Here is a 24,531-nt window from a genome sequence, read left to right on the forward strand (position 1 = left end):
GGCAGAGAGACCTCTGCCCGCACGTCATCAAATTTAGATGTTACCCTCATGAACGTTGATACGATTCATCGCGCGATTTAAAGATAGTTCCGCACGTTTGAAATCGATGTCATCTTGTTTCTTTTGAAGGCGACCTTCAGCACGCGCTAAAGCTTCTTTAGCACGTGCAATATCGATAGAAGCAGCAACTTCAGCAGAAGGAGCCAAAATCGAAATTTTCTCAGGACGAACTTCAATGAAACCACCGCTAACCGCTGCAACTTCTGTCGTGCCATCTGCTTTTTTAAGCTTCACTGCACCAATTGCAAGTGGAGCAACCATAGGGATATGGCCAGCTAAGACACCGATTTCACCTGAAGTCGTTTTAGCGATTACCATCGTAACCTCTGAATCGTATACTGAGCCGTCGGGAGTGACAATATTGACTTTAACTGTCTTCATATTTTTTCCTCCTCGTCAGCTAATTAAACTTGTACGCCCATTTCTTTAGCTTTCGCTACTACTTCATCAATAGAACCAACTAAACGGAAAGCATCTTCTGGTAAGTGATCCCATTTGCCCTCAAGGATTTCCTTGAATGAACGAACAGTTTCTTTAACCGGTACGTAAGAACCTTTTTGACCAGTGAATTGCTCCGCTACGTGGAAGTTTTGAGATAAGAAGAACTGGATACGACGAGCACGTTCTACAGTTTGTTTATCTTCATCAGATAACTCATCCATACCTAAGATAGCAATGATATCTTGTAGCTCACGGTAACGTTGGATTGTACGTTGAACACTAGTTGCGATTGCATAGTGTTCTGGTCCAACGATTTCTGGTGATAATGCACGAGAAGTCGAAGCTAGTGGGTCTACCGCTGGATAGATTCCCATCTCAGATAATTTACGCTCAAGGTTAGTTGTTGCATCTAAGTGGGCGAATGTTGTAGCCGGAGCCGGGTCAGTATAGTCATCGGCTGGTACGTAAATCGCTTGGATAGAAGTTACAGAACCTTTAGTAGTAGATGTGATACGCTCTTGTAATTTACCCATTTCTGTAGCAAGTGTTGGTTGGTAACCTACTGCTGAAGGCATACGACCTAATAGGGCAGAAACTTCAGAACCTGCTTGTGTGAAACGGAAAATGTTGTCGATGAATAAAAGTACGTCTGCACCTTGCTCATCACGGAAGAATTCAGCCATTGTTAAACCAGTTAAAGCTACGCGCATACGTGCTCCAGGTGGTTCATTCATTTGACCGAATACCATCGCTGTTTGTTTGATTACGCCTGAATCTGTCATTTCGAAGAATAAGTCGTTACCCTCACGAGTACGCTCACCTACACCTGCGAATACAGAAATACCTGCGTGCTCTTGTGCGATGTTGTTGATTAATTCTTGGATTAATACTGTTTTACCTACACCGGCACCACCGAATAGACCGATTTTACCACCTTTAATATATGGTGCTAATAAGTCTACTACTTTGATACCTGTTTCAAGGATCTCTACAGTAGTTGATAATTCATCGAATGTTGGAGCTTCGCGGTGAATTGAATCACGACGAACGTCAGCAGGAATCTCTTCACCTAAATCGATAACTTCACCAAGTACGTTAAATACGCGACCTAATGTAGCATCACCAACTGGTACTGAGATTGGTGCTCCTGAGTTTGTTACTTCTGCTCCACGTTGTAAACCATCAGTAGATGACATGGCAATTGTACGAACAGAATCGTCACCTAAGTGAAGCGCTACTTCTAATGCAAGAGTAGTCGGTGCTTCGTTAGGACGTTCAATTGTAACTGTTAATGCGTTATAAATATCTGGTAATTGACCATTAGCAAACTTTACGTCTACTACTGGACCCATTACTTGAAGAACGTGTCCTTTGTTCATTACTTTGTACCCTCCTATCGTATTCTTATACGACGTTGGTGAATGCGCCTATTCTAAGGCAGCTGCTCCACCAACGATTTCTGTAATTTCTTGTGTAATCGCCGCTTGACGTGCACGGTTATATTGTAGAGAAAGGTCTGCAATAAGATCATTTGCATTGTCTGTAGCGTTTTTCATGGCTGTCATACGTGCTGAATGTTCACTCGCTTTTCCGTCTAATATAGCGCCATAAATTAAGCTTTCCGCATATTGTGGAAGTAATACTTCTAAAATGGCTTCACCTGATGGCTCAAATTCATAAGAAGCATCGTTTGATGAAGGTGCAATATCAGTTAAAGGAAGAACTTTTTTCACAGTCACTTCGTTTTGAATAGCAGATACGAAGTGGTTGTAGTACATATAAAGTTCATCATACGTACCGTCAATGAACATACCAACAGCATTACGAGCGATTTCTTTAATATCAGCAAATGATGGTTGATCTGGAAGACCAATAACATCTGCAATAACATTGTGTCCACGCTTTACAAAGTAATCACGAACAACACGACCTACTGCTAAGATTACGTACTCATCTGTAGACTTGTGACGTTTAATAATAGTGTTTTGAACCTCACGTAAAATGCTTGAGTTGTAAGCACCTGCTAACCCGCTATCAGAACCGATAACTAAGTAAGCTGTTTTCTTAACAGGACGAGACATTAACATTGGATGTCCACTGTCTTTAGTACCTGCTGCGATTGCGCCAACTACCTCTTGAATTTTTTCCATGTATGGAACGTAAGCCTTAGCATTTTGCTCTGCACGACGTAACTTTGAAGAAGAAACCATCTGCATCGCTTTAGTAATTTGTTTCGTAGACTTTGTAGAGTTAATACGACCTTTAATTTCGCGTAAGTTTACCACTGGTATTTCACCACCTTTTGATTTTTATCAAGCTCTTATTAAAAAAGAGTTGTCCAGTTTTTCACGCTGTATAAATACGCGTGAAAAACCGTTCAATTCTTACTTACTCAGATTTAGAGAAAGTCTTTTTGAATGCGTTAATTGCTTCAACATACTCTGCGTCTGGAGCAAGTTCTTTAGTTGTACGAACATGATCTAAAACGTTTGTGTGGTTTGTATCTAACCAGCTTAAGAATTCGTTTTCAAAACGCACGATGTCTTGTACTGGAATATCATCTAAGTGACCTTTAGTTAATGCATAAAGGATCGCAACTTGTTTTTCAACTTTAAGTGGTTTGTTTAAGTCTTGTTTTAACACTTCAACTGTACGTTTACCACGCTCTAATTTACCAAGCGTAATCGGGTCTAAGTTAGATCCGAACTGAGCGAATGACTCTAACTCACGGAACGCTGCTAAGTCGAGACGTAATGTACCTGCTACTTTTTTCATCGCTTTGATTTGTGCAGAACCACCTACACGTGATACTGATAAACCAGCGTTGATCGCAGGACGTACACCTGAGTTGAATAAGTCAGATTGTAAGAAAATTTGACCATCTGTAATAGAGATTACGTTTGTTGGGATATATGCAGAGATATCGCCCGCTTGCGTTTCTACGAATGGAAGCGCTGTAATCGAACCATTTTTGTAAGTTTCGTTTAACTTCGCAGCACGCTCAAGTAGACGGCTGTGTAAGTAGAATACGTCACCAGGGTAAGCTTCACGACCTGGAGGACGGCGTAGAAGAAGTGAAAGTTCACGGTATGCTGATGCTTGTTTAGTTAAGTCATCATACACGATTAATACGTGTTTACCATCTAACATGAATTCTTCTGCCATAGAAATACCTGCAAATGGAGCAAGGTATAATAATGGAGCTGGTTGTGATGCAGAAGCTGTTACAACAATTGTGTAATCTAATGCACCGTGCTTACGGAAAGTTTCAACTACGTTACGTACAGTTGATTCTTTTTGTCCGATTGCTACGTAGATACAAATCATATCTTCGCCTTGTTGGTTTAAAATTGTATCGATTGCTACCGATGTTTTACCAACTTGACGGTCACCGATGATTAACTCACGTTGACCACGACCGATTGGAACTAAAGCGTCAATCGCTTTAATACCTGTTTGTAATGGCTCATGTACTGATTTACGTGCCATTACACCGAAAGCAGGACTTTCGATTGGACGAGATTTTGTTGTGTTGATTGGACCTAATCCATCCACTGGCATACCAAGTGGGTTTACAACACGGCCAATTAGTGCTTCACCAACTGGTACTTCCATAATACGACCTGTACGACGAACCTCATCGCCTTCTTTGATGCCTAGGTAGTCTCCTAAAATTACGATACCAACGTTACCTTCTTCTAGGTTTTGTGCCATACCCATAACACCGTTTGAGAACTCTAAAAGCTCTCCAGCCATGGCGTTGTCGAGGCCATGAGCACGAGCGATACCGTCACCAACAGTGATAACTGTACCTACTTCGCTTACTTTTAATTCCGATTGATAACCTTCAATCTGCTGTTTAATCAGACTGCTGATTTCTTCAGCTTTGATGCCCATGTATGTTCACCTCTCACATTTCTTAAGATTTAGCCAACTAATACTCGTTTTAAGTCCTCTAGCTTAGATGCTACAGTGCTGTCGAAAATATAGTTGCCGATTTGAACGCGTACGCCACCAATTAATGACGCATCGATAATGTTTGTAATGTTTAGTTGCTCTTTGCCGACTAACTTACTGAAAGCAGCAGAAATTTCTGCACGCTCCCCAGCCGTTAACTCACGCGTAGAGTAAACTTTTGCATCTGCAGAGCCTTGAGCAGCAGCTGCCAATGTTTGGTACTGTTCTGCTACAGCCGATAATTCGTTTAAACGTTTCTTTTCGATTAAGAATTGAATCATATTAATTACGATTGGCTGTGCACCAGTTAAAACTTGTGCAATAAGCTCTTTCTTACGATTAGTAGAGATTTTTGGAGCAGTTAATAAAGCCATAAACTCTTCGTTTGAAGATAATACTTTTGTAAGCTCCTGGAAATCTGCACTTACTTCAGTAAGAACGTTTTGCTTAATTGCTAATTCAAAAATTGCTTGAGCATAGCGATTTGCTACAGTCGATTGACTCATTTCGCTTCGCCTGCCTTCGCAATCGTTTCTTTAATTAATGCGCTATTGTCTGCTTCAGAAATTTCTTTCCCAAGAACTTTAGACGCAGCAAGTACTGATAATGAAACGACTTCTTCACGTACAGCAGCGATTGCTTTTTCTTTCTCTGCTTCGATATCACGAACAGCAGATTCTTTTAAACGGTTCGCTTCAGCACGAGCAGCGACAACGATTTCTTCGCGTGTTGCTTCGCCTTGCTTTTTAGCACCTTCAATAATCGATTGTGCTTCCGTACGAGCTTCTTTAAGAAGGCTCTTTTGTTCTTCTAATAGTGCTTGTGTTTCTTTTTTGGCTTTTTCAGCCGCGTCGATACCGTTTGCAACTAACTCTTCACGTTCGCGCATAATACCCATTAAAGGACCCCAAGCGAACTTTTTAAGAAGTGCCATTAATCCTAAGAAAATCACTAATGTTGCGATAGCGTCTCCTAAGTTAATGCCAGTAGCACCTGCACCTAGTACAAGATAATCTAAAAACACGATTGTTTCACTCCCTTCAAGAGCTTGAATAGAAATCTATATTTTGTATTACTTTTTGTTCGTTTTAATATTTGTAAAAAAAGGGTAATCCTTCTTTATACAAAACTAATGGCGAAGGGTTTCAAAAGAATTCTACTTCGCCATTGGATTTAATAATCTTATTGAAGACTATTGGTTCATTACGATGAATGCGATTACTACTGCGATGATCGGTAATGCTTCTACTAATGCAACCCCGATGAACATTGTAGTTTGTAGAACGCCACGTGCTTCTGGTTGACGAGCGATACCTTCTACTGTTTTTGAAACGATAAGACCGTTACCAATACCTGCACCTAGTGCTGCTAAACCGATTGCGATTGCTGCTGCTAATAAACCTATTGAACCTGTCATAATAATATATCCTCCTTGGATTGTGTTGTTTTTTTTTTTTCAAATCGCCACACTACATTTGAATGCGGAAATTTATAATTAATGGTCTGCACTCACTTTGTGAGCCATATAAACCATTGTTAACATAACGAAAATGAAAGCTTGGATAAATCCGATGAAAATCGAGAATCCTAGCCATGCCATCATTGGTACGATTGCACCAACAAAGCCTAATAAAGTTGCGCCAGCTAATCGACCTAGTAAACCTAGTAGGATTTCACCGGCATAAATGTTACCGTAAAGACGTAGACCAAGAGTTAGCGTATTTGCGAACTCCTCGATAACTTTTAACGGGAACAAGAATGACAATGGCTGGAAGAATGTTTTAGTATAACCACCTGTACCTTGCATTTTCACACCGTAGTACTGAGTTAATACTAAAATCAACGAAGCTAATGTCATTGTTACGACTGGGTCAGCTGTTGGTGATTTCCACCATAAATCACTACCATATGCAATACCACCCATTGGTAAACCAAGTAAGTTGGCTACGGCAATAAACATAATTAATGTAATACCTAGAATGTGGAAGCGACCGCCTGTTTTCCAGTCCATGTTACTCTTAATAATATTTTTCACGAAATCCATAATCCATTCCATGAAGTTTTGCATACCAGTCGGTTTTAAAGCGAGTCTTCTTGTAGAAACAAACGCGATTAAAAATACGATGGCTGCCGTTACTAGAAGAGTTAACACTGTAGATAAGTTGAAAGTAAGCGTCATAAAGCCTAAATCCAAGTGTAGCTCTGGAGCTGTATGATCCATTTTTGCATTCACCTCTCTTTCAAATGCACCTTAGTGGCTTTTTTTGTGATGTACAAGTCTTTCTACTACTAAAAAGATGTACGGAATCATCAGCCCAATGACCGTGCTTATTAAGTGAAAATATTGTGGCAACGATATTGCGATTGCGACTGCGGCAACACCTGATCCAAAGCGAAGCGCTGTGCCGATAGATGCTACTTTTGTCCCTTCACTAATGGAACGGTCAAATTTTTCCATACGTCGAACTAATATCCAAAAGTTATACGTACCAAAGAACGCACCCAGGGCTATACCAGCAAACACAGAATCATATGGTGAAAATCCCCAGCCTAACGCACAAACAACAAGCAAAAAAAAGAACGCTTTCTTCTGCATTGCAAAAATGTGATGCAAATTTAGCATTGGCAATTAATCTCCTGAAACTTTTTCGAGTAAAGAAAGTGTTCATCGACCATTAAATGAATTTAAATCGTAGTGAATGCACTACAAAATTAGAGGCCGTTACAAGTACTAAATAATTTTTACTATAGACAAATCACATAGTAAACATTCATTTCATACTTCTAAATGTCTCTTAATCTTCACGGACTTAATCCAGACGCAAAACGTTGCAAATTGACGAATTTCGTTTCAACCGTCAATCTAGTAGAAACTTGATATAACAAGTGTTTCAACGTCTTTAGACTAAACGAAACCCTTATCATTCTTACCCTTTGTAAGCATACAATAGGGGGTTTTTGATGTCAATTAGTAATGGTGAAAAACTTCACACAGTTAAATTCCTTGTCAAATTGTTGACAAATTTGTGCATTAATGTTCATAATTATTCTCTACTTTTTTTCACTAAAGCTAAAATTCGCTATCTCATGCATTTTTTCCATTCTTACTAAAAGTGAAGTATCATAGAAAATTTTTTTTAGCAAAAATAGCGAATTTTGCTATTGACAAATGGAAAATAAGTATTATCCCCTATTTTTCCCTATTAAAGGTCAATAATTTTGCGCTAGGGAGTATTTATCTCGTTTCAGCATTTTTAATAATATCTTCCAATAGTTGCTTTTGTGCGAACTTCAACAACGCTTCCACAATACGAGCAGATGCAAATCCATCTCCATATGGGTTCGAAGCATGAGCCATAGCTTCGTATGCATTACTATTTGTTAGTAGCTCTTTAGCCATTTTATAAATTACTTCCTCATCTGTACCTGCAAGCTTTAATGTGCCCGCTGCAATCCCTTCAGGACGTTCAGTCGTATCGCGTAAAACGAGTACTGGTTTTCCTAACGATGGCGCTTCTTCCTGCACACCACCTGAATCTGTTAAAATCATATATGAACGGGCTGCAAAGTTATGGAAATCAAACACTTCCAATGGCTCGATTAAATGAACTCTTGGGTTGTCACCTAAAATTTCATTTGCAACCTCTCGAACTGCAGGGTTCATATGCACTGGATATACTACTTGAATATCCTGATGCTCATTTAATAGACGCATAATAGCACGGAACATATTACGCATTGGCTTACCTAAGTTTTCGCGACGATGTGCAGTCAGTAAAATCATTCGGTCTGTGCCAATCTTTTCGATTACTGGGTGAGTATAATGATCACTTACAGTTGTTTTCAGTGCATCTATCGCTGTATTACCTGTCACAAAAATTGACTCATCAAGCTTATTTTCCATTAGTAGGTTTGCTCTCGATTGTTCTGTTGGAGCAAAATGCAAATCTGCCATTACTCCCGTTAACTGTCGATTCATCTCTTCTGGATAAGGCGAGTATTTTTGACCTGTTCGTAAACCTGCTTCTACATGGCCAATTGCAATCTGATTATAAAAAGCAGCTAAACTCCCTACAAATGTTGTCGCAGTATCTCCATGAACTAAAACAATATCAGGTTTTGCCTCTTTCATTACACGGTCAAGACCGAGTAATGCATTTGTTGCTACATCGACCAATGTTTGGCGATCCTTCATTATATTTAAATCATAATTTGGTGTAATATTGAACGTTTCCAATACTTGATCAAGCATTTGACGATGTTGCGCTGTCACAGTTACGATTGATTCAATTTCCTCTGAATGCTTTTCTAGCTCCAACACAAGTGGTGCCATTTTAATTGCTTCTGGACGTGTCCCAAAAATCGTCATAACTTTATACTTTTTCTTCATAATTCTGCTCCTTATCTAATCTAGAATATTAATTATTGCTTTGATTCAGCATGTGTTTCAAACACTGCCGATTCAAGATAAAACGCCCGTTACTTATGCACGGGCGTTTGATGTTTTCATTATTTTGTACCGAATAAGCGATCCCCGGCATCCCCTAAACCTGGTACGATATAGCCGTGATCATCTAGTTTTTCATCTAAAGATGCAATGTAAATATCTACATCCGGGTGTAATTTTTGAATTTCTTCCACACCTTCTGGAGCAGCAATTAAGCACATGAATTTAATGCTTTTAGCGCCACGCTTTTTCAGTGAGTTGATTGCTTCAACAGCTGAACCACCCGTTGCTAACATTGGGTCGACAATAATAAAGTCACGCTCTTCAACATCAGCTGGAAGTTTTGCATAATATTCTACCGGCTTTAAAGTTTCCGGGTCACGGTAAAGACCAATATGCCCTACTTTTGCAGCAGGAATTAGCTTTAATACTCCATCTACCATTCCGATGCCTGCACGTAAAATTGGAACAATCGCAATTTTCTTACCTGACAGTACTTTTGCCTTTGCTTTCGTAACAGGTGTTTCCACTTCAATTTCTTCCAATGGTAAATCACGTGTAATTTCAAAAGCCATCAATGTTGCGACTTCATCCACTAGCTCGCGGAATTCTTTTGTCCCAGTATCTTTATCTCGAATATAAGTTAACTTATGCTGAATTAATGGGTGGTCAAATACGTATACTTTACTCACATTGACATCTCCTAACTGTTGTTTATCTAAGTTAGTATAACAGAAAAAAAAGTTAACGAAAACTCTCACAGTAATGTTTTGAAAAACGTCTTATTTTACAAGGTAAGGTTTATATTTCGCAATAATAAAAAAGGACATATTCATCACTAAAATAGCTAGTATATGTCCATTTTTTCATTTTGTTCTCTTTTTTTATGAAAAACTTTTGTCAACCTTCAATTCGCAATATGAAAATCTACAAATTGCTTTTTGTTCACAGTTTTTATTCAATATTTAATGGAAAATTTCAGGTATTGCAATCGAAATATATTAAAAAAGCCTTTCTAATTAACATAATCGTAGTTAGAAAGGCTTAAATTTAATTATGCATATAATGGATATTTCGCTGTTAAAGCTTCAACACGTTTACGGGCTTCTTCTTTAACTGATGTATCTTCATGATTTTTAAGAACAGATGCGATAATTTTACCTACCTCAATAACATCCTCTTCTTTAAAGCCACGAGATGTTACAGCAGCTGTACCTACACGAATTCCAGAAGTTACAAATGGAGATTCTGTATCGAAAGGAATCGTATTTTTATTCGTAGTAATCGCTACTTCATCTAATACATGCTCAGCTACTTTACCTGTTAAACCTAAAGACTTTACATTTAATAGAAGTAAGTGGTTATCTGTACCACCAGATACGATTTCAACGCCTTCTTCCATTAAAGATTTAGCCAATGCTGCTGCATTTAGTTTAATTTGTTTTGCGTACTCTTTAAATTCTGGCTGTAATGCTTCACCAAATGATACTGCTTTTGCAGCAATGACATGCATTAATGGACCACCTTGAATACCTGGGAATACTGATTTATTTAATTCTTTTTCCCATTTTGCATCATTTGTTAAGATCATACCGCCGCGAGGACCACGTAACGTTTTATGTGTTGTTGTTGTTACGAAATCTGCGTATGGCACTGGGTTTTGGTGTTCACCTGCAGCAACTAGACCAGCAATATGTGCCATGTCTACCATGAAGTATGCGCCTACTTCATCTGCGATTTCCCGGAATTTTGCAAAGTCAATTTCACGTGGGTATGCTGAAGCACCTGCAACGATTAACTTCGGTTTAGATTCCAACGCTTTTTGTCTTACATCTTCATAGTCGATTACATTTGTATCTTCTGTAACACCGTACTCTACGAAATTATATAAAATACCTGAGAAGTTAACTGGAGAACCATGCGTTAAATGACCACCGTGAGATAAGTTCATACCTAATACTGTATCTCCTGGTTTTAAAACTGTATGGTAAACTGCCATGTTTGCTTGTGCACCTGAGTGAGGCTGTACGTTTACATATGCAGCACCGAATAAGTCTTTTGCACGGTCGCGCGCAATATTTTCAACTACGTCTACGTGTTCGCAGCCACCATAGTAACGTTTCCCAGGATAGCCTTCTGCATACTTATTTGTAAGGTAAGAGCCTTGCGCTTCCATTACAGCTTCCGATACGAAGTTTTCTGAAGCGATTAACTCAATGTTCGTATTTTGACGTTTTTTTTCCAATAGAATTGCGTCTAAAATTGCCTTGTCTTGTCCAGCTAAGTTTTCAAATGCCATTATAAAAATCCCCCTAAATTTTGTTCCGAATATACCGGAGTTTCCAATTCAAAATGATGTATGTAACGTCACAGCGTTACTTATATTGCGCACGTTCTCCACCGATAAGTTTTGGACGTGTTGTCGCTAATGTAATGACGGCATTACCTAAATGTTTAACAGATGTTCGAATAGGTACCGCTACTGATTTTAAATGCATGCCGATTAAAGTTTGACCAATATCAATGCCATAATGTGCCTGTATCGATTCTACGACTACTGGTTCATTCATTTTTGAGAATGCATAGGCAGACATGGAACCGCCTGCTGTGCGAACTGGAATAACTGAAACCGGTTCTAAATGGTACTTCTTAGCCGTAGCCGACTCAAGAGTTAAAGCTCGATTAATATGTTCGCAACCCTGGAATACTAAATGGACATTGTATCTTTGTGCGAATTTTGAGAATTCTTCATATAGAGCTTTTGCAACATCGAGTGCGCCGGCTGTGCCAATCTTTTCGCCCATTACTTCAGACGTGGAGCAGCCGACGACAAAAAGCTGACCTTCAGTAAACTTCACTTGTTGCTCAAATTCATTTAATGCTTGTCTTAAATCATTTTGCAAATCGTGTAAGTCCGTCATTAGATCGCTCCTTGTTACCCTTCAATTTCTGAAATCTTTTCTACGCGGCGGATATGACGTCCACCTTCGAATTCAGTATTCAACCAAGTTTCAACGATTTCCCTAGCCAATCCCGGCCCTATTACACGCTCACCCATCGCTAATACATTGGAATCATTATGACAGCGTGTTGCTTTTGCAGAAAATACGTCATGTACAAGTGCACAGCGAATGCCTTTAAACTTATTTGCAGCAATCGAAATACCAATTCCTGTGCCGCAAATTAATATCCCGCGGTCAAATTCACCTTTTGCTACTCGTTCTGCTACGGGACGAGCATAGTCTGGATAGTCTACAGAATCGTCAGTTTGTGGACCAAAGTCTTCATAACTTATCGACAATTCGTCCAATAGTGACATAATTTCTTTTCTTAAATTATTTCCACCGTGGTCTGATGAAATCGCAATTTTCATGAAGGTTCCTCCTACCTCTTTTTTTATTTACAATTATATTCAACATCAGTGTACCATTTATTACATCAAAATGACACGTCTTTTCCGAAGATGTTTCGCAATATATACACAAAACACGAATATTAAACCTATACTAATGTAATATTGTTATTTTTTTGGACATTTCGCTTTAAAAGTTTATATAAAAAAAGATCACCCTAATTTGAGCGATCTTTTCCAATTTATTGTATAGATAATAGATAATCTGCTACTGCCTCTTCTTCACCTGCTGCAGTTCCTGCTGGCATTGAGCCTTTACCGTTTTCTAAAATATTGATAATTTCATCTTTAGATAATGAAAGGTTAGTTAAGTTTGGTCCCATTGCTCCTGACAAGTCGCCCCCGTGACAGCCGATACAGCTGGCATTCACAACCTTTTCCCCTTCTGAAACATCTGACGTAGCTGAGTCATTTGATTCGGTTGATTCAGTAGGTGTTGAATTTGTAGAGTCCGTATCTGTTTCCTCTGCATCCCCACATGCAGCTAAACCCGCTACTACTACACCCATTAACAACCAGTACTTGATTTTTTTCAAAACGATCCCTCCAGGATTAATTTTTATACGTAATATTTCGTACATACCCTATTCATTTCAACATGAAACGACAAACCCCTTTATTAAGGCACACATAGTCATAATTTTGACAAATATAAAACCCCTATTAAATTGGAATGCATCCAAGATTATAGGGGAACGTTTATAATATTTTCAATATCTAACTATTCGTTTCGATCGAATTGCTGAATCATTCGATATAGCTCAGCAGATTGCTGATTTAAATCACTTGCCAATGCTTCTACTTTCTTAATAGCTTGGGCTTGTTCTGAAGATGCAGCACTTACTTCCTGTGCACTTGCTGATGTTTGTTCTGCAATTGCGGCTACTTCTTGCGATTGTTGCGATGTATGCTCGATATTTTTCATTTGCTGTTCAACTAATTGAGAAATTTGAACAACATCATCTGCCATTTCATACACTGATTTCGTCATGCCTTCAACGGCTGTTGTCGTTTCAGATACACGTGAAGATTCATTGGCAGCAAATGTAACTTGTTCGTTCATTTGTTTTACTACAATAGAAACGTTTTGTTGCATTGTTTGAATTAATTTTGTAATTCCTTGTACTGCATTAGCACTTTCGTCAGCTAAACCACGTACTTCTTCCGCTACCACAGCGAAACCTTTACCGTGTTCGCCTGCTCGCGCTGCTTCAATTGAGGCATTTAATGCAAGTAAATTTGTTTGACCTGCAATATCTCCTACTAAACTTATAATTCGTTCAATTTGCTCTGCATTGTTTTCTAATTCACGAATATTAACTAATGAATTTTCATTATCCGCAGCAATCTTTTGAATACTATTTACAACTCCATGAATCGCATCCGTTGTTGAAGTTAAATTTGATAAAAGGTCTTTCGAACGACTGGCCGTCTGCAGTGCTTTATTGTTTACTTCAGATGCCAACGTACGCACTTCTTCAATAGCTTCTACTGTTTCCTGAATCGCCACTGCCGAAGATTCGGCTCCTAATGAAATTTGACTGATATTGCTCGTTATTTGTTCAGCATTGTTTGTTACAGATACACTTTCATCTGATAGCTTTCGGATAGTTTTGTCTGTTGTTTTATAATTATCTTCAATGCCATTCACCATTTTGCGTAAATTAACGACCATCGCCTGAAATGCCTCTGCTACAGTTCGAATTTCATCATTTGTTTTTGGCATGTCGACATCTTTCCCAATCTTGCCCTCAGCTACTTGATTTGCACTGCTCTCTAAACGCTGTAACGGACGTACAATTACTAAGCTAAATACTGCTGCCAATGCACATGACCAAAAGATTCCTAATACATATGTAATAATTTGAAACAGGCTCGTACTAGTATTTTCGAAAAACATCGGACGTAAATATTCGATAAATACAAAACTGCATGTATATGTAATAAGTGCTAATATTCCTACAAATAATACAAGCTTCCGACGTAAGCTAAATGATTTTTTTTGTGAATCCATGTTAAATTTTCTCCTCCAATTTTAGTTTTATTTCTAGTTTATTAATCGCTTCGTTTAGTTCATTATATGTCTGCTCATATATTTGCAGGCTTCCTCCATATGGATCTTGTATATCCGCCCCATCTTCCATCTCTACATATTCTTTTAACGTAAATATTTTATGTGCGGCCTCTTCAACAAGACTTATAACCACTTCTTTATGTGCCGTCGTCATTGTTAAAATCAAGTCTGCCCACTGTGCATCGCTCTTTGTAAATTGCGAAGAGTGATGGGGTTGGAAAATATCCTTTTGCAATAATATTTCTTCGGCATTTCGGGACATTCCATTCCCCTCATAAGCATAAATACCCGCAGAGCGTACATTTATATTTTCATAGTTTTTAGCTTTTAAAATTGCTTCTGCCATAGGACTTCTACATGTGTTTCCTGTACAAATAAAGTAAATATTTATCTTCTTCACACCCTCTAATCTACCATTTTAATAACAAAACACTCATTATAATCAGTAATAATCCCGCAATTTTCTTTAATGCGTTATTTCTCAAAATAGTAGTTTTTTGCGCTACTACTAAAGCCGCATAGGATAAAAAAAATGTGGATAACCCTGCACTTATAATAAAAACATATTTTTCTAAATTTAGCATACCAAAAGATAGGCTAACTGAAAAGGTATCAATGCTCGCAAATATGGCAATAATCGGTAAAGATATGGCAGGGAAACTTTCATCTTTTTTTGAGAGCAGTAATTGCAAACCAACAAAGAATAGTAATATTGTAGAAAGGCTTGTCGCCCAGTTATTTAAATAAACGGCTATCCATTCTCCAAAACGGTATCCTATCAACGGGAAAATCATATGTAATAATGCCGTCCATAACGCTAATAACCATTTTGATTTAACATTTGTAGCAATTAAATAAAGTGCAACGACATCAAACGACATTAATATCCCAGCAACCACTTCCTGCATTTTTTCCCCTCTTCCTCTATGCGCTGTTGTAATTTATGCTTTTCCAATTAAAAATATCCTACTGTTTTGTACAAACAAAAAAACCACACCTACAAATTTCTGCAGAATGTGGTCGAGAAGATTATTAAAGTGTATACCAATTGCCGCCAGCTGCTTTTTCTAAGCGGTTCATAATTGCAGTACCTACCCCGGATTTTGTTGTAGCCGTTGCTAAAATAATTGTAGCATCAGTTTTATCACAAGCGCGTAAAGCATCGTACAATGTCGCACTCATTTGTTCAAGATTATGTGCTTCACCAAAAGAAAAATAGTAATCTGCTTGTATATCTTTAAAGCTTTCTGGTGCCAATAGAGCAACTTTATGCTCGGATTTCAATTGCCCTAATGCATTTTCAATTGTTTCTTTATCTGCATCTATTAAATACACAGGTGCATTCGGTGCATAATGGGTATATTTCATCCCTGGTGCTTTTGGTGTCGACTCAATCTTTTGCTGTTCAATGCTTGGCTCAACTACCGGACCGATTACCGCTTCCAGCATTTCTTTTGTCACACCACCTGGTCGTAAAATAACAGGCGTATCTAACGTGACATCAAGGACGGTTGATTCTACACCGATTCCTGTCATCCCACCATCTAAAATACATGGGATGATGCCCTGCAAATCTTCGAATACATGATCAGCTTTTGTCGGACTTGGCTTCCCACTGCGGTTTGCACTTGGTGCCGCTAATGGTGCTTTTAAAGTTTGCAGCAGTTTGAGTGCCACCGGGTGGTTTGGCATACGGATTCCAACTGTATCTAATCCCGCTGTCACGCTCGGTGCCAATACATTTGGTTTTGCCTGCATGACAATTGTGAGTGGACCCGGCCAAAAAGCCTCCATGCATATTTTGGCAACTTCAGGAATATATGATGTATAGAGGGATATTTCTTCCGCTGTGCCAATATGTACAATAAGCGGATTATCGGAAGGACGACCTTTTGCATCAAATATTTTTTTCACTGCTTTTTCATCTGTTGCAACTGCACCCAACCCGTAAACTGTTTCTGTCGGAAACGCTACAACTTCTCCCTTTTCCAACAAATCCACAGCTTGTGTATAATTTTCTGAATTATCCACAAAATCATCCACAGGTAATTGTAAGGTTTGCATCATTCCAACCCCCTTTCTATAAGGATTTCAAAATATTATCCACAATTTGTTAATAACTAACAGCATCCTGTGTATATTCTCTTATTTTCTGTTGATTATTTTTTAATTTATTTTTTTTCCACCACTCAGAAATATAAAAGGTTGGTCGTTCCGTTTTCGTTGGTTCATTATTTTTGCAAAGCGTTGGAAACACTGCACAGAACCAATTTTCACCCCGCCCTTGTCCAATAACAAAATTAACAGAATAATATTTGTTTTGTGGATAAAATTGTCCCAAATACCATTTTGGAGGCATTAAGTTATCCCCAAAGTTATACGAAACTTTTAATTGTGGGTAATTTTTCTGAATTTCTTGATAAATCTTTTCCACACTGTGGATATCTTCCGAAAAATCTGATGTATCTTGCATATAAGCTTGTATTGTTTCTACGACCTCATACTTTACTAATTGATCAGCTTTTGTTGAACTATTTGCAATGACACGGATTTTTAGTTCCTCACCACTTAGCGCCTGCCCTTCTCGTAATTCCTCTACAAAGTCAGGTACGATACAGGCAGCACTATATATAAACAACACACTTATTAGTAATTTAGCAATTGCTAAAAAAAGATTGGATTCACTTTGAATATCGTAATCATGTAACATTTTCATTCCCCCTTGCAAACCATTGTTAACAAGGAATCTAGTTTTTAATCACTAATCTCACAAAAAATTATTCGATCTTTTTTATTTATATCTTTAACTACTGTTACACATGCTTTCGGGAAGCTTTTTTTGAAAAATTCTGCTACAGCTTCTCCCTGTGTATAGCCAATTTCAAGTCCGATTAAGGCAGGTGTATTCATAATTGCCGGTAAATTTTCTGCTAGTTTACGATAAAGCAACAGCCCATTTTCCTCTGCAAATAACGCACTATGCGGTTCATGTGCAACGACAACATCGGACATGTCCTTCATCTCATCAAAAGCGATATACGGGGGATTGGATAATACGATATCCCACTTTTCATTGGTAATCGGTGCTGTTAGATCGCCCTGCTTAAATGTAATTTGCGCGTGAAGTTGCGCTGCATTTTTCTTTGCTGTTTCCAATGCGGACTCCGAAATATCCGTCGCTGTTACATCAAGATTTGGGCATTCTTTTTTCATCGTAATAGCGATTGCTCCACTACCTGTTCCGATATCGGCAAATTTAAGTTCTTTTTTTTCACCAAATAGCTTTTGCATCCGCTCTATTGTACCCACAATCAACTCTTCTGTTTCAGGGCGTGGAATTAAAACGGACTCATCCACATTGTAAGTACGACCATAAAATTCTTCTACACCTGTAATGTATTGTATAGGCCGTCCTTTAATATGCTCCTGTAAATAAGCGTCAAATTGCTGTTGGTGTTCTATCAATAGGGGATCATGCATTTTCATCATCAACCCTGAATAATTTGTCTGTAAAATATGCTGCAAGAGTAATCTTGCGGCATTGCCTTCGCGACCATTTTCCTCTAAAAAAGAAGAAGCCCCATTCAGGGCCTCAAAAATTGTTTTATGCATCTTCATTCAAGTTCGATAAGCGTGTTGCTTGCTCATCTAAAATGAGTGCATCGATAATTTCATCCAGCTTACCTTCAACAATTTGATCAAGTTTTTGAATCGTTAAGCCAATTCTGTGATCTGTTACTCGGTTTTGTGGATAGTTGTAAGTACGAATACGCTCAGAACGGTCGCCTGTTCCTACTGCTGTCTTACGTGTTGCATCGATTTCTGCCTGTGCTTCTTGACGGTGTTTATCTGCTACACGGGCTACTAAAATTTTCATCGCTTTTTCACGGTTTTTAATTTGTGAACGCTCATCCTGCATCGAAACGACAACCCCAGTTGGTAAGTGGGTCATACGGACAGCGGACATCGTTGTATTTACTGATTGACCACCAGCACCTGATGAAGCGAATGTATCAACACGGATATCTTTTTCATGAATTTCCACATCTTCTACATGCACTTCCGGTAAACATGCTACCGTTGCAGTTGATGTATGAATACGGCCTTGTGATTCTGTCGCCGGTACACGCTGAACACGGTGTGCGCCGTTTTCATATTTGAATTTCGAATACGCACCTTGACCATTAATCATCAAGATTACCTCTTTATAGCCGCCTGCCGGATTTGGTGTAGCTTCCATTACATCCACTTTCCAACCTTGCGTTTCTGCATAACGTGTATACATACGGAACAGGTCACCTGCAAAAATATTGGCCTCGTCACCGCCTGCAGCACCGCGTATTTCCATAATTACGTTTTTCGAATCGTTCGGGTCTTTCGGAATTAATAAAATACGTAGACGTTCTTCTAAATCCGGAACTTGTTTATTTAAGTCATTAAACTCTTCCTTCATCATTTCAAGCATTTCAGCATCTTTTTCCATTTCAATTAACTCACGTGTATCCGCCAGTTGCTCTTTTACCGATTTGTATTCACGGTATACTTCCACCATTTCCTGAATATCGGATTGCTCTTTTGAATACTCACGTAATTTGTTCGAATCACTTACGATTTCCGGGTCACTCAGTAATTCATTTAATCTTTCATATCGGTCCTCAACCGCCTGTAAACGATCAAACATTTGTATTTCACCTCTAAAATTTATTTTTAAATTATTTTATATCAGCTCGTCATTTCCCGAGTCATGTTAAAATGCACCTTTACTAGTATAAAGAAATTTCACGGTTGTTGCTACCTCTACGGCGAACTTTATTCATAACTTTACACCTTTCCATAAATACATTTAGGTTTCCAATTTTCTTTGTAATCTATACTTTATGCATGAAGTTATAAAGGTGGGTTTGAATGGCATTTGCGACAAACGGGATAATAACTATCATTACCCCCAATTTGTATTTGATCACCTGTACGAACCGGTTTTTTGCTTTCATCTACTCTTAAATTCATCGTCGCCTTTTTATGGCAGAACCAGCAGATTGTTTTCATTTCCTCAATTTTATCAGCATAAATCGTCATATAACGGCTACCTTCAAACAGTTCATTTTGGAAATCATTTTTCAAACCGAAGCCCATAACAGGTATATTCAACTCATCGACAATTTGAGTCAATTGAAGGACATGCTCTTTTGATAAAAATTGGACTTCATCAACGAGTACACAATATAATTTCCCTTCATGATTTTTGACGATCTCATAAATATTTGTATCATTAAAAACGGCGATTGCCGGGCGCTTTAAACCAATTCGACTTGAGACCATCCCTACTTCATCACGTGTATCAATACCTGATGTAAATATAAGAACCGATTTATTTTGTTCTTCATAATTGTGGGCAACTTTTAAAATTTCAATCGATTTACCGCTGTTCATTGCACCATGTTTATAAAATAATTGAGCCATTTTAATTCCTCGTTTCTCCACGTAATTACAGACAAAAACCTTGAGTGCCTACTCAAGGTTTTACTTTTTATTATTCTTCTTTTATCTTAGCTATTTTTTCATGATTCGTCTATTGTAAAAGATGTTGTACTTATTATTTATCTTTAAGAAAACTTGTGTGAAAAATTTCTAATATAATCAAATTTCCTTCTAATATAATTTTATATTTTCTAATAAACCTCGGATTTTCTAATAAAATATGTACATCTTCTAATATAAGATCTCCGTTTTCGAATATACTATTCAGACCTGCTAATAACCTTAAAAGTTTTCTAATAACTACACAATATGTTCTAATAAAATTATTTTACTCATTATAAAAATCAAAAAACCCATCTCCAACAACGTGGAAATGGGTTAAGGTATTATTTCATACCATATTTTTTGTTGAACTTATCAACACGTCCGTCAGCAGAAGCGAACTTTTGACGACCTGTGTAGAATGGGTGACATTCGTTACAGAACTCGATTGAGATCTTTTCTTTAACTGAACCTGTTTCAAAAGAATTACCACAAGAGCAAGTTACTGTTGCTACTTTGTAATCTGGGTGGATACCTTGTTTCATATTCGTTTTCTCCTCTCGCCCTGAACCATCCGGAACAGAGTATTTTCGAACTGCACCTTACATAGCCCGAATATGTCACTACATACGTAATGTGTTGAGGTCAGCTATATATGTGCACGTTTCATACCTAATGAATTATAGCAACAATTAAAATAGGTTGCAACTATTTTTTACTAAGTAAACGATTATAATAACCCTTTACCGTTCGTTGCCTTTTTCATATCTGTATCTAGCTTTTCGAAAAATTCTTCGTTTGATTTCGTAGTGCGTATTTTACGTAAAAACTTCTCGCCGAAATCATGGGAATCACTAAATGTTTTACGGATTGCCCATAACTTATCCAACTGATCTTTTGGAATAAGAAGCTCTTCTTTACGCGTACCCGAACGGCGGATATCCAATGCAGGGAATATACGGCGCTCTGCCAAGCTACGGTCTAAGTGTAATTCCAAGTTACCCGTTCCTTTAAACTCCTCGTAAATCACTTCATCCATACGGCTACCTGTTTCGACAAGAGCAGTCGCCAAAATTGTTAAACTACCACCCTCTTCGATATTACGAGCCGAACCGAAGAAACGTTTTGGACGATGGAATGCAGCTGGGTCAATACCCCCTGAAAGTGTACGGCCACTTGGCGGAATGACTAAGTTGTAAGCACGTGCTAAACGCGTAATTGAATCCATTAAAATAATTACATCTCGCTTATGTTCTACTAAACGTCGTGCACGTTCCAGTACAATTTCCGCTACTTTTATATGGTTTTCCGGCACTTCATCAAAAGTGGATGAAACAACATCTGCATTTACTGAGCGCTCGATATCCGTTACTTCCTCTGGACGCTCATCAATTAATAATACGATAAGTTCCGCTTCCGGATGATTTGTCGTAATGGCATTGGCAATTTCCTTTAATAAAGAAGTTTTACCTGCTTTTGGCGGTGCTACAATTAATCCACGTTGACCAAATCCAACAGGAGCTACTAAATCCATAATTCGTGTTGAAAGTTTTGCAGGTACTGTTTCCAATTTAATATGACGGTCCGGATAAAGCGGCGTTAATGCAGGGAAATGCACTCGCTCTTTGGCTACTTCTGGATCTTCGCCATTTACTGCATCAACTTGCAATAATCCATAATAGCGTTCATTTTCTTTTGGCGGACGAACCTTTCCTGATACTTTATCTCCATTTCGCAAATCAAAACGACGAATTTGCGACGCTGAAATATAAATGTCCTCTTTCGAAGGGGAATAGTTAATCGGGCGTAAAAATCCGAAGCCATCCGTAGGAATGATTTCTAAAACACCTTCCATGAAAAAGAAGCCTTCCTGTTCAGAGCGTGATTTTAAAATTGCAAAAATAAGTTCCTTTTTATTTAGCTTACTAGCATTCATTACTTTAAATTGCTTCGCTAAAGCATATAATTCTTTTAATGTCATGCTTTCTAATTGAGCAATGGTTAATGCTGTCATAGGTTTTCTCCAGTCTATTAATAATTTAAATTTTTGGGCTTTTACATGTAGAAAATTTAGGAATGTGCGTTGGAAGAAGATTAATTTATTTGAAAGATGCCCGGCTATTATACCGGGCATTTATTATATAATATCGTAAATTAAATGAAAATGGGCATTTTCTATGTTAATTACAATATATGAGAAGTTAGAGTTGACCGTACTTTGGCTTTTTGTCAATGCTGTGGCGCCCTTCGATAAAGCGTACTGTACCAGTTTTTGCGCGCATAACAACCGAATGTGTCAGTGCATAGGAACCTTTATATTGAACACCACGTAAAAGTTCTGAGTCAGTAACAGCTGTTGCTGCAAAAATTGCATCGTCGCCCTTAACTAAATCTTCCATCATTAACACTTTATCTACGTCGATCCCCATCTTTTTGCAACGTTCCAGCTGTTCTTCATCTTCCGGAACTAGTTTAGCTTGGAAATCGCCACCTAAACATTTTAAAGCTACAGCTGCGATAACACCTTCTGGAGCGCCACCCATACCAAACATAATGTCGATACCTGTTTCGTCAAAAGCTGTATTAATCGCAGCGGCTACATCGCCATCTTGGATAAATTTAATACGAGCACCTGTTTCACGGATTTCATCAACAATATGCTGATGACGAGGACGATCTAAAAGAGTTGCTACGACATCAGAAACATCTTTATTTTTTGCCTTCGCTACTTGCAGTAGGTTATAAGTAACAGATGCGTTAATATCAACTTTACCTGCTGCTTCTGGACCTACTGCAATTTTATCCATATACATATCCGGTGCGTTTAAAAGGTTCCCACGGTCTGCAATAGCCAGTACAGTCATCGCGCCATTTGTTCCTTTTGCTACGATATTCGTACCTTCTAATGGATCCACTGCGATATCAACTTCAGGTCCGCCATTTCGAAGCCCTAATTCTTCACCGATATAAAGCATCGGTGCCTCATCCATTTCTCCTTCGCCAATTACAACTGTCGCATGCATTGGGATTGTATCAAACATAACACGCATCGCTGTTGTTGCTGCGTCATCTGCTTCATTTTTAAGTCCGCGTCCCATCCATTTCGCTGATGCAATCGCTGCTGCTTCTGTTACACGTACTACTTCCATTGATAAACTACGTTCCATTTTGTGTTTGCCTCCTGTAATCGGGTAAAGCCGATTTTAACAGCATTAAAAACCGCTGTTTTGTAATTGTATAATTTACTTACTATTTTTTTCGAATTTAATTTTAACATATTTTAAAGGTGCGCTAATTTGCTCATCAATTATGGCAAATTTTATGCTTTATTATTCGTATTAATGACAGATGACTCTTTTCGGATATTTGCACCTAATGCACATAACTTTTCAATTAATGAACTATACCCACGCTCTATATGATGAATATCATGAATTTCTGTCTCGCCTTTTGCAATTAAACCGGCTAAAACCAATGCTGCACCTGCACGCAGGTCTGTTGCTGTTACTGCCGATCCTTCTAAAGAAACAGGTCCTTGTATAATTGCCGTATTTCCTTCTACTCGTGCTTTTGCACTCATGCGACGTAATTCATCAATATGTTTGAAGCGTGCAGAATAAATTGTGTCCGTTATCATTGAAGTACCTTCTGCCTGAGTCATTAATACAGATAATGGTTGCTGTACATCGGTTGGAAATCCTGGATATACAAGTGTTTTAACATCAACTGCTTGTAGGTTCGTTTGCTTTGGAATGTACATGCTTTCTTCGTTTTCTTCTACAATTACGCCCATTTCACGAAGCTTCGCTGTCACTGCCTCTAAATGCAGGGGAATAACATTATCTATTACTACACCATCACCAATTGCCGCTGCCATTATCATAAATGTTGCAGCTTCAATTCGATCTGGAATAATCGTATGTTTTGTTCCTTTTAGCTCATCGACGCCTTCAATACGTATAACACTCGTTCCAGCACCTTTAATATTGGCACCCATATTAGTTAAAAGTGTCGCAACATCAATAATTTCAGGCTCTTTAGCAGCGTTTTCAATAGTAGTTTTACCTTTTGCCCGCACTGCAGCCAGCATAATATTAATTGTCGCCCCTACACTAGCCACGTCTAAATAAATTTTTGCACCGATCAATTCATCCGCACGCAAATAAATTGCACCGTGCTCATTCGTCACTTTTGCGCCTAACGCTTCAAATCCCTTAATATGCTGATCAATTGGACGTGGGCCTAAAAAACAGCCTCCTGGCAAACCAATAACAGCTTGCTTAAAACGTCCTAACATTGCACCCATCATATAGTAGGATGCCCGTAATTTTTTTACATTGCCATTAGGAAGTGGCATTGCTACCATTTTTGAAGGATCGATTGTCATCTTTCCATCTTCAAACGTTACTTCGCCACCGATTTCTTCCAACAGTGCTTTTAATGTCCACGCATCCGAAATCTCTGGAATTCCTCCAATTGTAACGGAAGAATCCGCCAAAATTGATGCAGGAATTAAAGCAACTGCACTATTTTTTGCACCACTAACAGTAATTTTCCCTTTTAGTCGACGTCCGCCTTGAATTTTAAATACATCCATTTTGTGTTCTCCCTTATAATTGG

27 protein-coding genes are annotated in these 24,531 nt (G+C 38.3%); all 27 read right to left on the bottom strand.

Going from position 1 to position 24,531, the window contains the following annotated elements:
• Positions 1–33: 33 nt before the first annotated feature.
• Positions 34–441, bottom strand: coding sequence for a F0F1 ATP synthase subunit epsilon (locus tag H9632_RS05900; protein WP_191703199.1), 408 nt, complete (start codon positions 439–441; stop codon positions 34–36).
• A gap of 23 nt (positions 442–464) precedes the next feature.
• Entirely contained in the window at positions 465–1,880 is a 1,416-nt protein-coding gene (gene atpD, locus H9632_RS05905; protein WP_191703200.1) for a F0F1 ATP synthase subunit beta, read from the bottom strand.
• Positions 1,881–1,928: 48 nt separating this feature from the next.
• A complete protein-coding gene (gene atpG, locus H9632_RS05910) occupies positions 1,929–2,786 on the bottom strand; it encodes an ATP synthase F1 subunit gamma (protein WP_191703201.1) in 858 nt (285 codons plus the stop codon).
• Between the two features lie 103 nt (positions 2,787–2,889).
• Positions 2,890–4,398 carry a F0F1 ATP synthase subunit alpha gene (gene atpA, locus H9632_RS05915; protein ID WP_191703202.1) on the bottom strand — a complete coding sequence of 503 codons (1,509 nt, stop codon included), beginning with the start codon at positions 4,396–4,398 and terminating at the stop codon, positions 2,890–2,892.
• Positions 4,399–4,427: 29 nt separating this feature from the next.
• Positions 4,428–4,964 carry a F0F1 ATP synthase subunit delta gene (locus H9632_RS05920; RefSeq protein ID WP_191703203.1) on the bottom strand — a complete coding sequence of 179 codons (537 nt, stop codon included), beginning with the start codon at positions 4,962–4,964 and terminating at the stop codon, positions 4,428–4,430.
• Positions 4,961–5,482, bottom strand: coding sequence for a F0F1 ATP synthase subunit B (gene atpF / locus H9632_RS05925; RefSeq protein ID WP_191703204.1), 522 nt, complete (start codon positions 5,480–5,482; stop codon positions 4,961–4,963). The genes H9632_RS05920 and atpF overlap by 4 nt, the downstream gene beginning before the upstream one ends.
• A gap of 168 nt (positions 5,483–5,650) precedes the next feature.
• Complete coding sequence (gene atpE, locus H9632_RS05930) at positions 5,651–5,875, bottom strand: F0F1 ATP synthase subunit C (protein ID WP_191703205.1); 225 nt, start codon at positions 5,873–5,875, stop codon at positions 5,651–5,653.
• Positions 5,876–5,953: 78 nt separating this feature from the next.
• Positions 5,954–6,679 (bottom strand): F0F1 ATP synthase subunit A, encoded by a 726-nt coding sequence (atpB, locus tag H9632_RS05935; RefSeq protein WP_191703206.1) that lies wholly within the window; start codon positions 6,677–6,679, stop codon positions 5,954–5,956.
• Between the two features lie 30 nt (positions 6,680–6,709).
• A complete protein-coding gene (locus H9632_RS05940) occupies positions 6,710–7,081 on the bottom strand; it encodes an ATP synthase subunit I (protein ID WP_191703207.1) in 372 nt (123 codons plus the stop codon).
• Positions 7,082–7,693: 612 nt separating this feature from the next.
• Positions 7,694–8,848, bottom strand: coding sequence for a non-hydrolyzing UDP-N-acetylglucosamine 2-epimerase (gene wecB / locus H9632_RS05945; RefSeq protein ID WP_191703208.1), 1,155 nt, complete (start codon positions 8,846–8,848; stop codon positions 7,694–7,696).
• 119 nt (positions 8,849–8,967) lie between these two features.
• A complete protein-coding gene (gene upp, locus H9632_RS05950) occupies positions 8,968–9,597 on the bottom strand; it encodes a uracil phosphoribosyltransferase (RefSeq protein ID WP_191700803.1) in 630 nt (209 codons plus the stop codon).
• Between the two features lie 362 nt (positions 9,598–9,959).
• A complete protein-coding gene (glyA, locus tag H9632_RS05955; RefSeq protein WP_191703209.1) occupies positions 9,960–11,204 on the bottom strand; it encodes a serine hydroxymethyltransferase in 1,245 nt (414 codons plus the stop codon).
• Positions 11,205–11,280: 76 nt separating this feature from the next.
• The gene (locus H9632_RS05960; RefSeq protein ID WP_191703210.1) at positions 11,281–11,826 is read right to left on the bottom strand and encodes a TIGR01440 family protein; all 546 of its coding nucleotides are present in this window, start codon (positions 11,824–11,826) and stop codon (positions 11,281–11,283) included.
• A gap of 14 nt (positions 11,827–11,840) precedes the next feature.
• Positions 11,841–12,278, bottom strand: a complete 438-nt coding sequence (rpiB, locus tag H9632_RS05965; protein ID WP_191703211.1) for a ribose 5-phosphate isomerase B — start codon at positions 12,276–12,278, stop codon at positions 11,841–11,843.
• Between the two features lie 221 nt (positions 12,279–12,499).
• Complete coding sequence (locus H9632_RS05970; RefSeq protein WP_225223705.1) at positions 12,500–12,853, bottom strand: c-type cytochrome; 354 nt, start codon at positions 12,851–12,853, stop codon at positions 12,500–12,502.
• Between the two features lie 185 nt (positions 12,854–13,038).
• The gene (locus H9632_RS05975; RefSeq protein ID WP_191703213.1) at positions 13,039–14,331 is read right to left on the bottom strand and encodes a methyl-accepting chemotaxis protein; all 1,293 of its coding nucleotides are present in this window, start codon (positions 14,329–14,331) and stop codon (positions 13,039–13,041) included.
• Between the two features lies 1 nt (position 14,332).
• Positions 14,333–14,791 carry a low molecular weight protein arginine phosphatase gene (locus H9632_RS05980; protein ID WP_318247677.1) on the bottom strand — a complete coding sequence of 153 codons (459 nt, stop codon included), beginning with the start codon at positions 14,789–14,791 and terminating at the stop codon, positions 14,333–14,335.
• Between the two features lie 10 nt (positions 14,792–14,801).
• Positions 14,802–15,299 (bottom strand): manganese efflux pump, encoded by a 498-nt coding sequence (locus H9632_RS05985; RefSeq protein ID WP_191703214.1) that lies wholly within the window; start codon positions 15,297–15,299, stop codon positions 14,802–14,804.
• A 124-nt stretch (positions 15,300–15,423) separates the two neighbouring features.
• A complete protein-coding gene (locus tag H9632_RS05990) occupies positions 15,424–16,455 on the bottom strand; it encodes an L-threonylcarbamoyladenylate synthase (RefSeq protein WP_191703337.1) in 1,032 nt (343 codons plus the stop codon).
• Positions 16,456–16,504: 49 nt separating this feature from the next.
• A complete protein-coding gene (locus tag H9632_RS05995) occupies positions 16,505–17,101 on the bottom strand; it encodes a stage II sporulation protein R (protein ID WP_191703215.1) in 597 nt (198 codons plus the stop codon).
• A 44-nt stretch (positions 17,102–17,145) separates the two neighbouring features.
• On the bottom strand, positions 17,146–18,009 hold the full coding sequence (gene prmC, locus H9632_RS06000) for a peptide chain release factor N(5)-glutamine methyltransferase (RefSeq protein ID WP_191703216.1): 864 nt from the start codon (positions 18,007–18,009) through the stop codon (positions 17,146–17,148).
• The gene (gene prfA / locus H9632_RS06005; protein WP_191703217.1) at positions 17,996–19,072 is read right to left on the bottom strand and encodes a peptide chain release factor 1; all 1,077 of its coding nucleotides are present in this window, start codon (positions 19,070–19,072) and stop codon (positions 17,996–17,998) included. Before prfA ends, prmC begins: the two co-directional genes overlap by 14 nt.
• A gap of 206 nt (positions 19,073–19,278) precedes the next feature.
• Positions 19,279–19,851: a thymidine kinase gene (locus H9632_RS06010; RefSeq protein ID WP_191703218.1), complete on the bottom strand. Its 573-nt coding sequence runs from the start codon at positions 19,849–19,851 to the stop codon at positions 19,279–19,281.
• A gap of 404 nt (positions 19,852–20,255) precedes the next feature.
• Positions 20,256–20,456 (bottom strand): 50S ribosomal protein L31, encoded by a 201-nt coding sequence (gene rpmE / locus H9632_RS06015; protein WP_191700793.1) that lies wholly within the window; start codon positions 20,454–20,456, stop codon positions 20,256–20,258.
• A 185-nt stretch (positions 20,457–20,641) separates the two neighbouring features.
• Positions 20,642–21,925 carry a transcription termination factor Rho gene (gene rho / locus H9632_RS06020; RefSeq protein ID WP_191703219.1) on the bottom strand — a complete coding sequence of 428 codons (1,284 nt, stop codon included), beginning with the start codon at positions 21,923–21,925 and terminating at the stop codon, positions 20,642–20,644.
• A 187-nt stretch (positions 21,926–22,112) separates the two neighbouring features.
• Positions 22,113–23,078, bottom strand: a complete 966-nt coding sequence (glpX, locus tag H9632_RS06025; protein WP_191703220.1) for a class II fructose-bisphosphatase — start codon at positions 23,076–23,078, stop codon at positions 22,113–22,115.
• Between the two features lie 152 nt (positions 23,079–23,230).
• A complete protein-coding gene (locus H9632_RS06030; protein ID WP_191703221.1) occupies positions 23,231–24,508 on the bottom strand; it encodes a UDP-N-acetylglucosamine 1-carboxyvinyltransferase in 1,278 nt (425 codons plus the stop codon).
• Between the last annotated feature and the right edge of the window lie 23 nt (positions 24,509–24,531).

The sequence above is a fragment of the Solibacillus merdavium genome, from assembly GCF_014836935.1.
In the GTDB taxonomy this organism is placed as follows: domain Bacteria; phylum Bacillota; class Bacilli; order Bacillales_A; family Planococcaceae; genus Solibacillus; species Solibacillus ferritrahens.

Excerpts from the sequence above, each read along its gene's own strand:
- H9632_RS05900 (WP_191703199.1), bottom strand. The coding sequence starts at position 441 with ATGAAGACAGTTAAAGTCAATATTGTCACTCCCGACGGCTCAGTATAC.
- atpE (WP_191703205.1), bottom strand. The coding sequence starts at position 5,875 with ATGACAGGTTCAATAGGTTTATTAGCAGCAGCAATCGCAATCGGTTTA.
- H9632_RS05920 (WP_191703203.1), bottom strand. The coding sequence starts at position 4,964 with ATGAGTCAATCGACTGTAGCAAATCGCTATGCTCAAGCAATTTTTGAA.
- prmC (WP_191703216.1), bottom strand. The coding sequence starts at position 18,009 with ATGAAGATGCATAAAACAATTTTTGAGGCCCTGAATGGGGCTTCTTCT.
- prfA (WP_191703217.1), bottom strand. The coding sequence starts at position 19,072 with ATGTTTGATCGTTTACAGGCGGTTGAGGACCGATATGAAAGATTAAAT.
- atpA (WP_191703202.1), bottom strand. The coding sequence starts at position 4,398 with ATGGGCATCAAAGCTGAAGAAATCAGCAGTCTGATTAAACAGCAGATT.
- H9632_RS05985 (WP_191703214.1), bottom strand. The coding sequence starts at position 15,299 with ATGCAGGAAGTGGTTGCTGGGATATTAATGTCGTTTGATGTCGTTGCA.
- atpD (WP_191703200.1), bottom strand. The coding sequence starts at position 1,880 with ATGAACAAAGGACACGTTCTTCAAGTAATGGGTCCAGTAGTAGACGTA.
- H9632_RS05990 (WP_191703337.1), bottom strand. The coding sequence starts at position 16,455 with ATGCAAACCTTACAATTACCTGTGGATGATTTTGTGGATAATTCAGAA.
- rho (WP_191703219.1), bottom strand. The coding sequence starts at position 21,925 with ATGACAGCATTAACCATTGCTCAATTAGAAAGCATGACATTAAAAGAA.
- H9632_RS06030 (WP_191703221.1), bottom strand. The coding sequence starts at position 24,508 with ATGGATGTATTTAAAATTCAAGGCGGACGTCGACTAAAAGGGAAAATT.
- H9632_RS05960 (WP_191703210.1), bottom strand. The coding sequence starts at position 11,826 with ATGACGGACTTACACGATTTGCAAAATGATTTAAGACAAGCATTAAAT.
- H9632_RS05975 (WP_191703213.1), bottom strand. The coding sequence starts at position 14,331 with ATGGATTCACAAAAAAAATCATTTAGCTTACGTCGGAAGCTTGTATTA.
- H9632_RS05940 (WP_191703207.1), bottom strand. The coding sequence starts at position 7,081 with ATGCTAAATTTGCATCACATTTTTGCAATGCAGAAGAAAGCGTTCTTT.
- rpmE (WP_191700793.1), bottom strand. The coding sequence starts at position 20,456 with ATGAAACAAGGTATCCACCCAGATTACAAAGTAGCAACAGTAACTTGC.
- glpX (WP_191703220.1), bottom strand. The coding sequence starts at position 23,078 with ATGGAACGTAGTTTATCAATGGAAGTAGTACGTGTAACAGAAGCAGCA.
- glyA (WP_191703209.1), bottom strand. The coding sequence starts at position 11,204 with ATGGCATTTGAAAACTTAGCTGGACAAGACAAGGCAATTTTAGACGCA.
- H9632_RS06010 (WP_191703218.1), bottom strand. The coding sequence starts at position 19,851 with ATGGCTCAATTATTTTATAAACATGGTGCAATGAACAGCGGTAAATCG.
- atpB (WP_191703206.1), bottom strand. The coding sequence starts at position 6,679 with ATGGATCATACAGCTCCAGAGCTACACTTGGATTTAGGCTTTATGACG.
- H9632_RS05995 (WP_191703215.1), bottom strand. The coding sequence starts at position 17,101 with ATGTTACATGATTACGATATTCAAAGTGAATCCAATCTTTTTTTAGCA.
- rpiB (WP_191703211.1), bottom strand. The coding sequence starts at position 12,278 with ATGAAAATTGCGATTTCATCAGACCACGGTGGAAATAATTTAAGAAAA.
- wecB (WP_191703208.1), bottom strand. The coding sequence starts at position 8,848 with ATGAAGAAAAAGTATAAAGTTATGACGATTTTTGGGACACGTCCAGAA.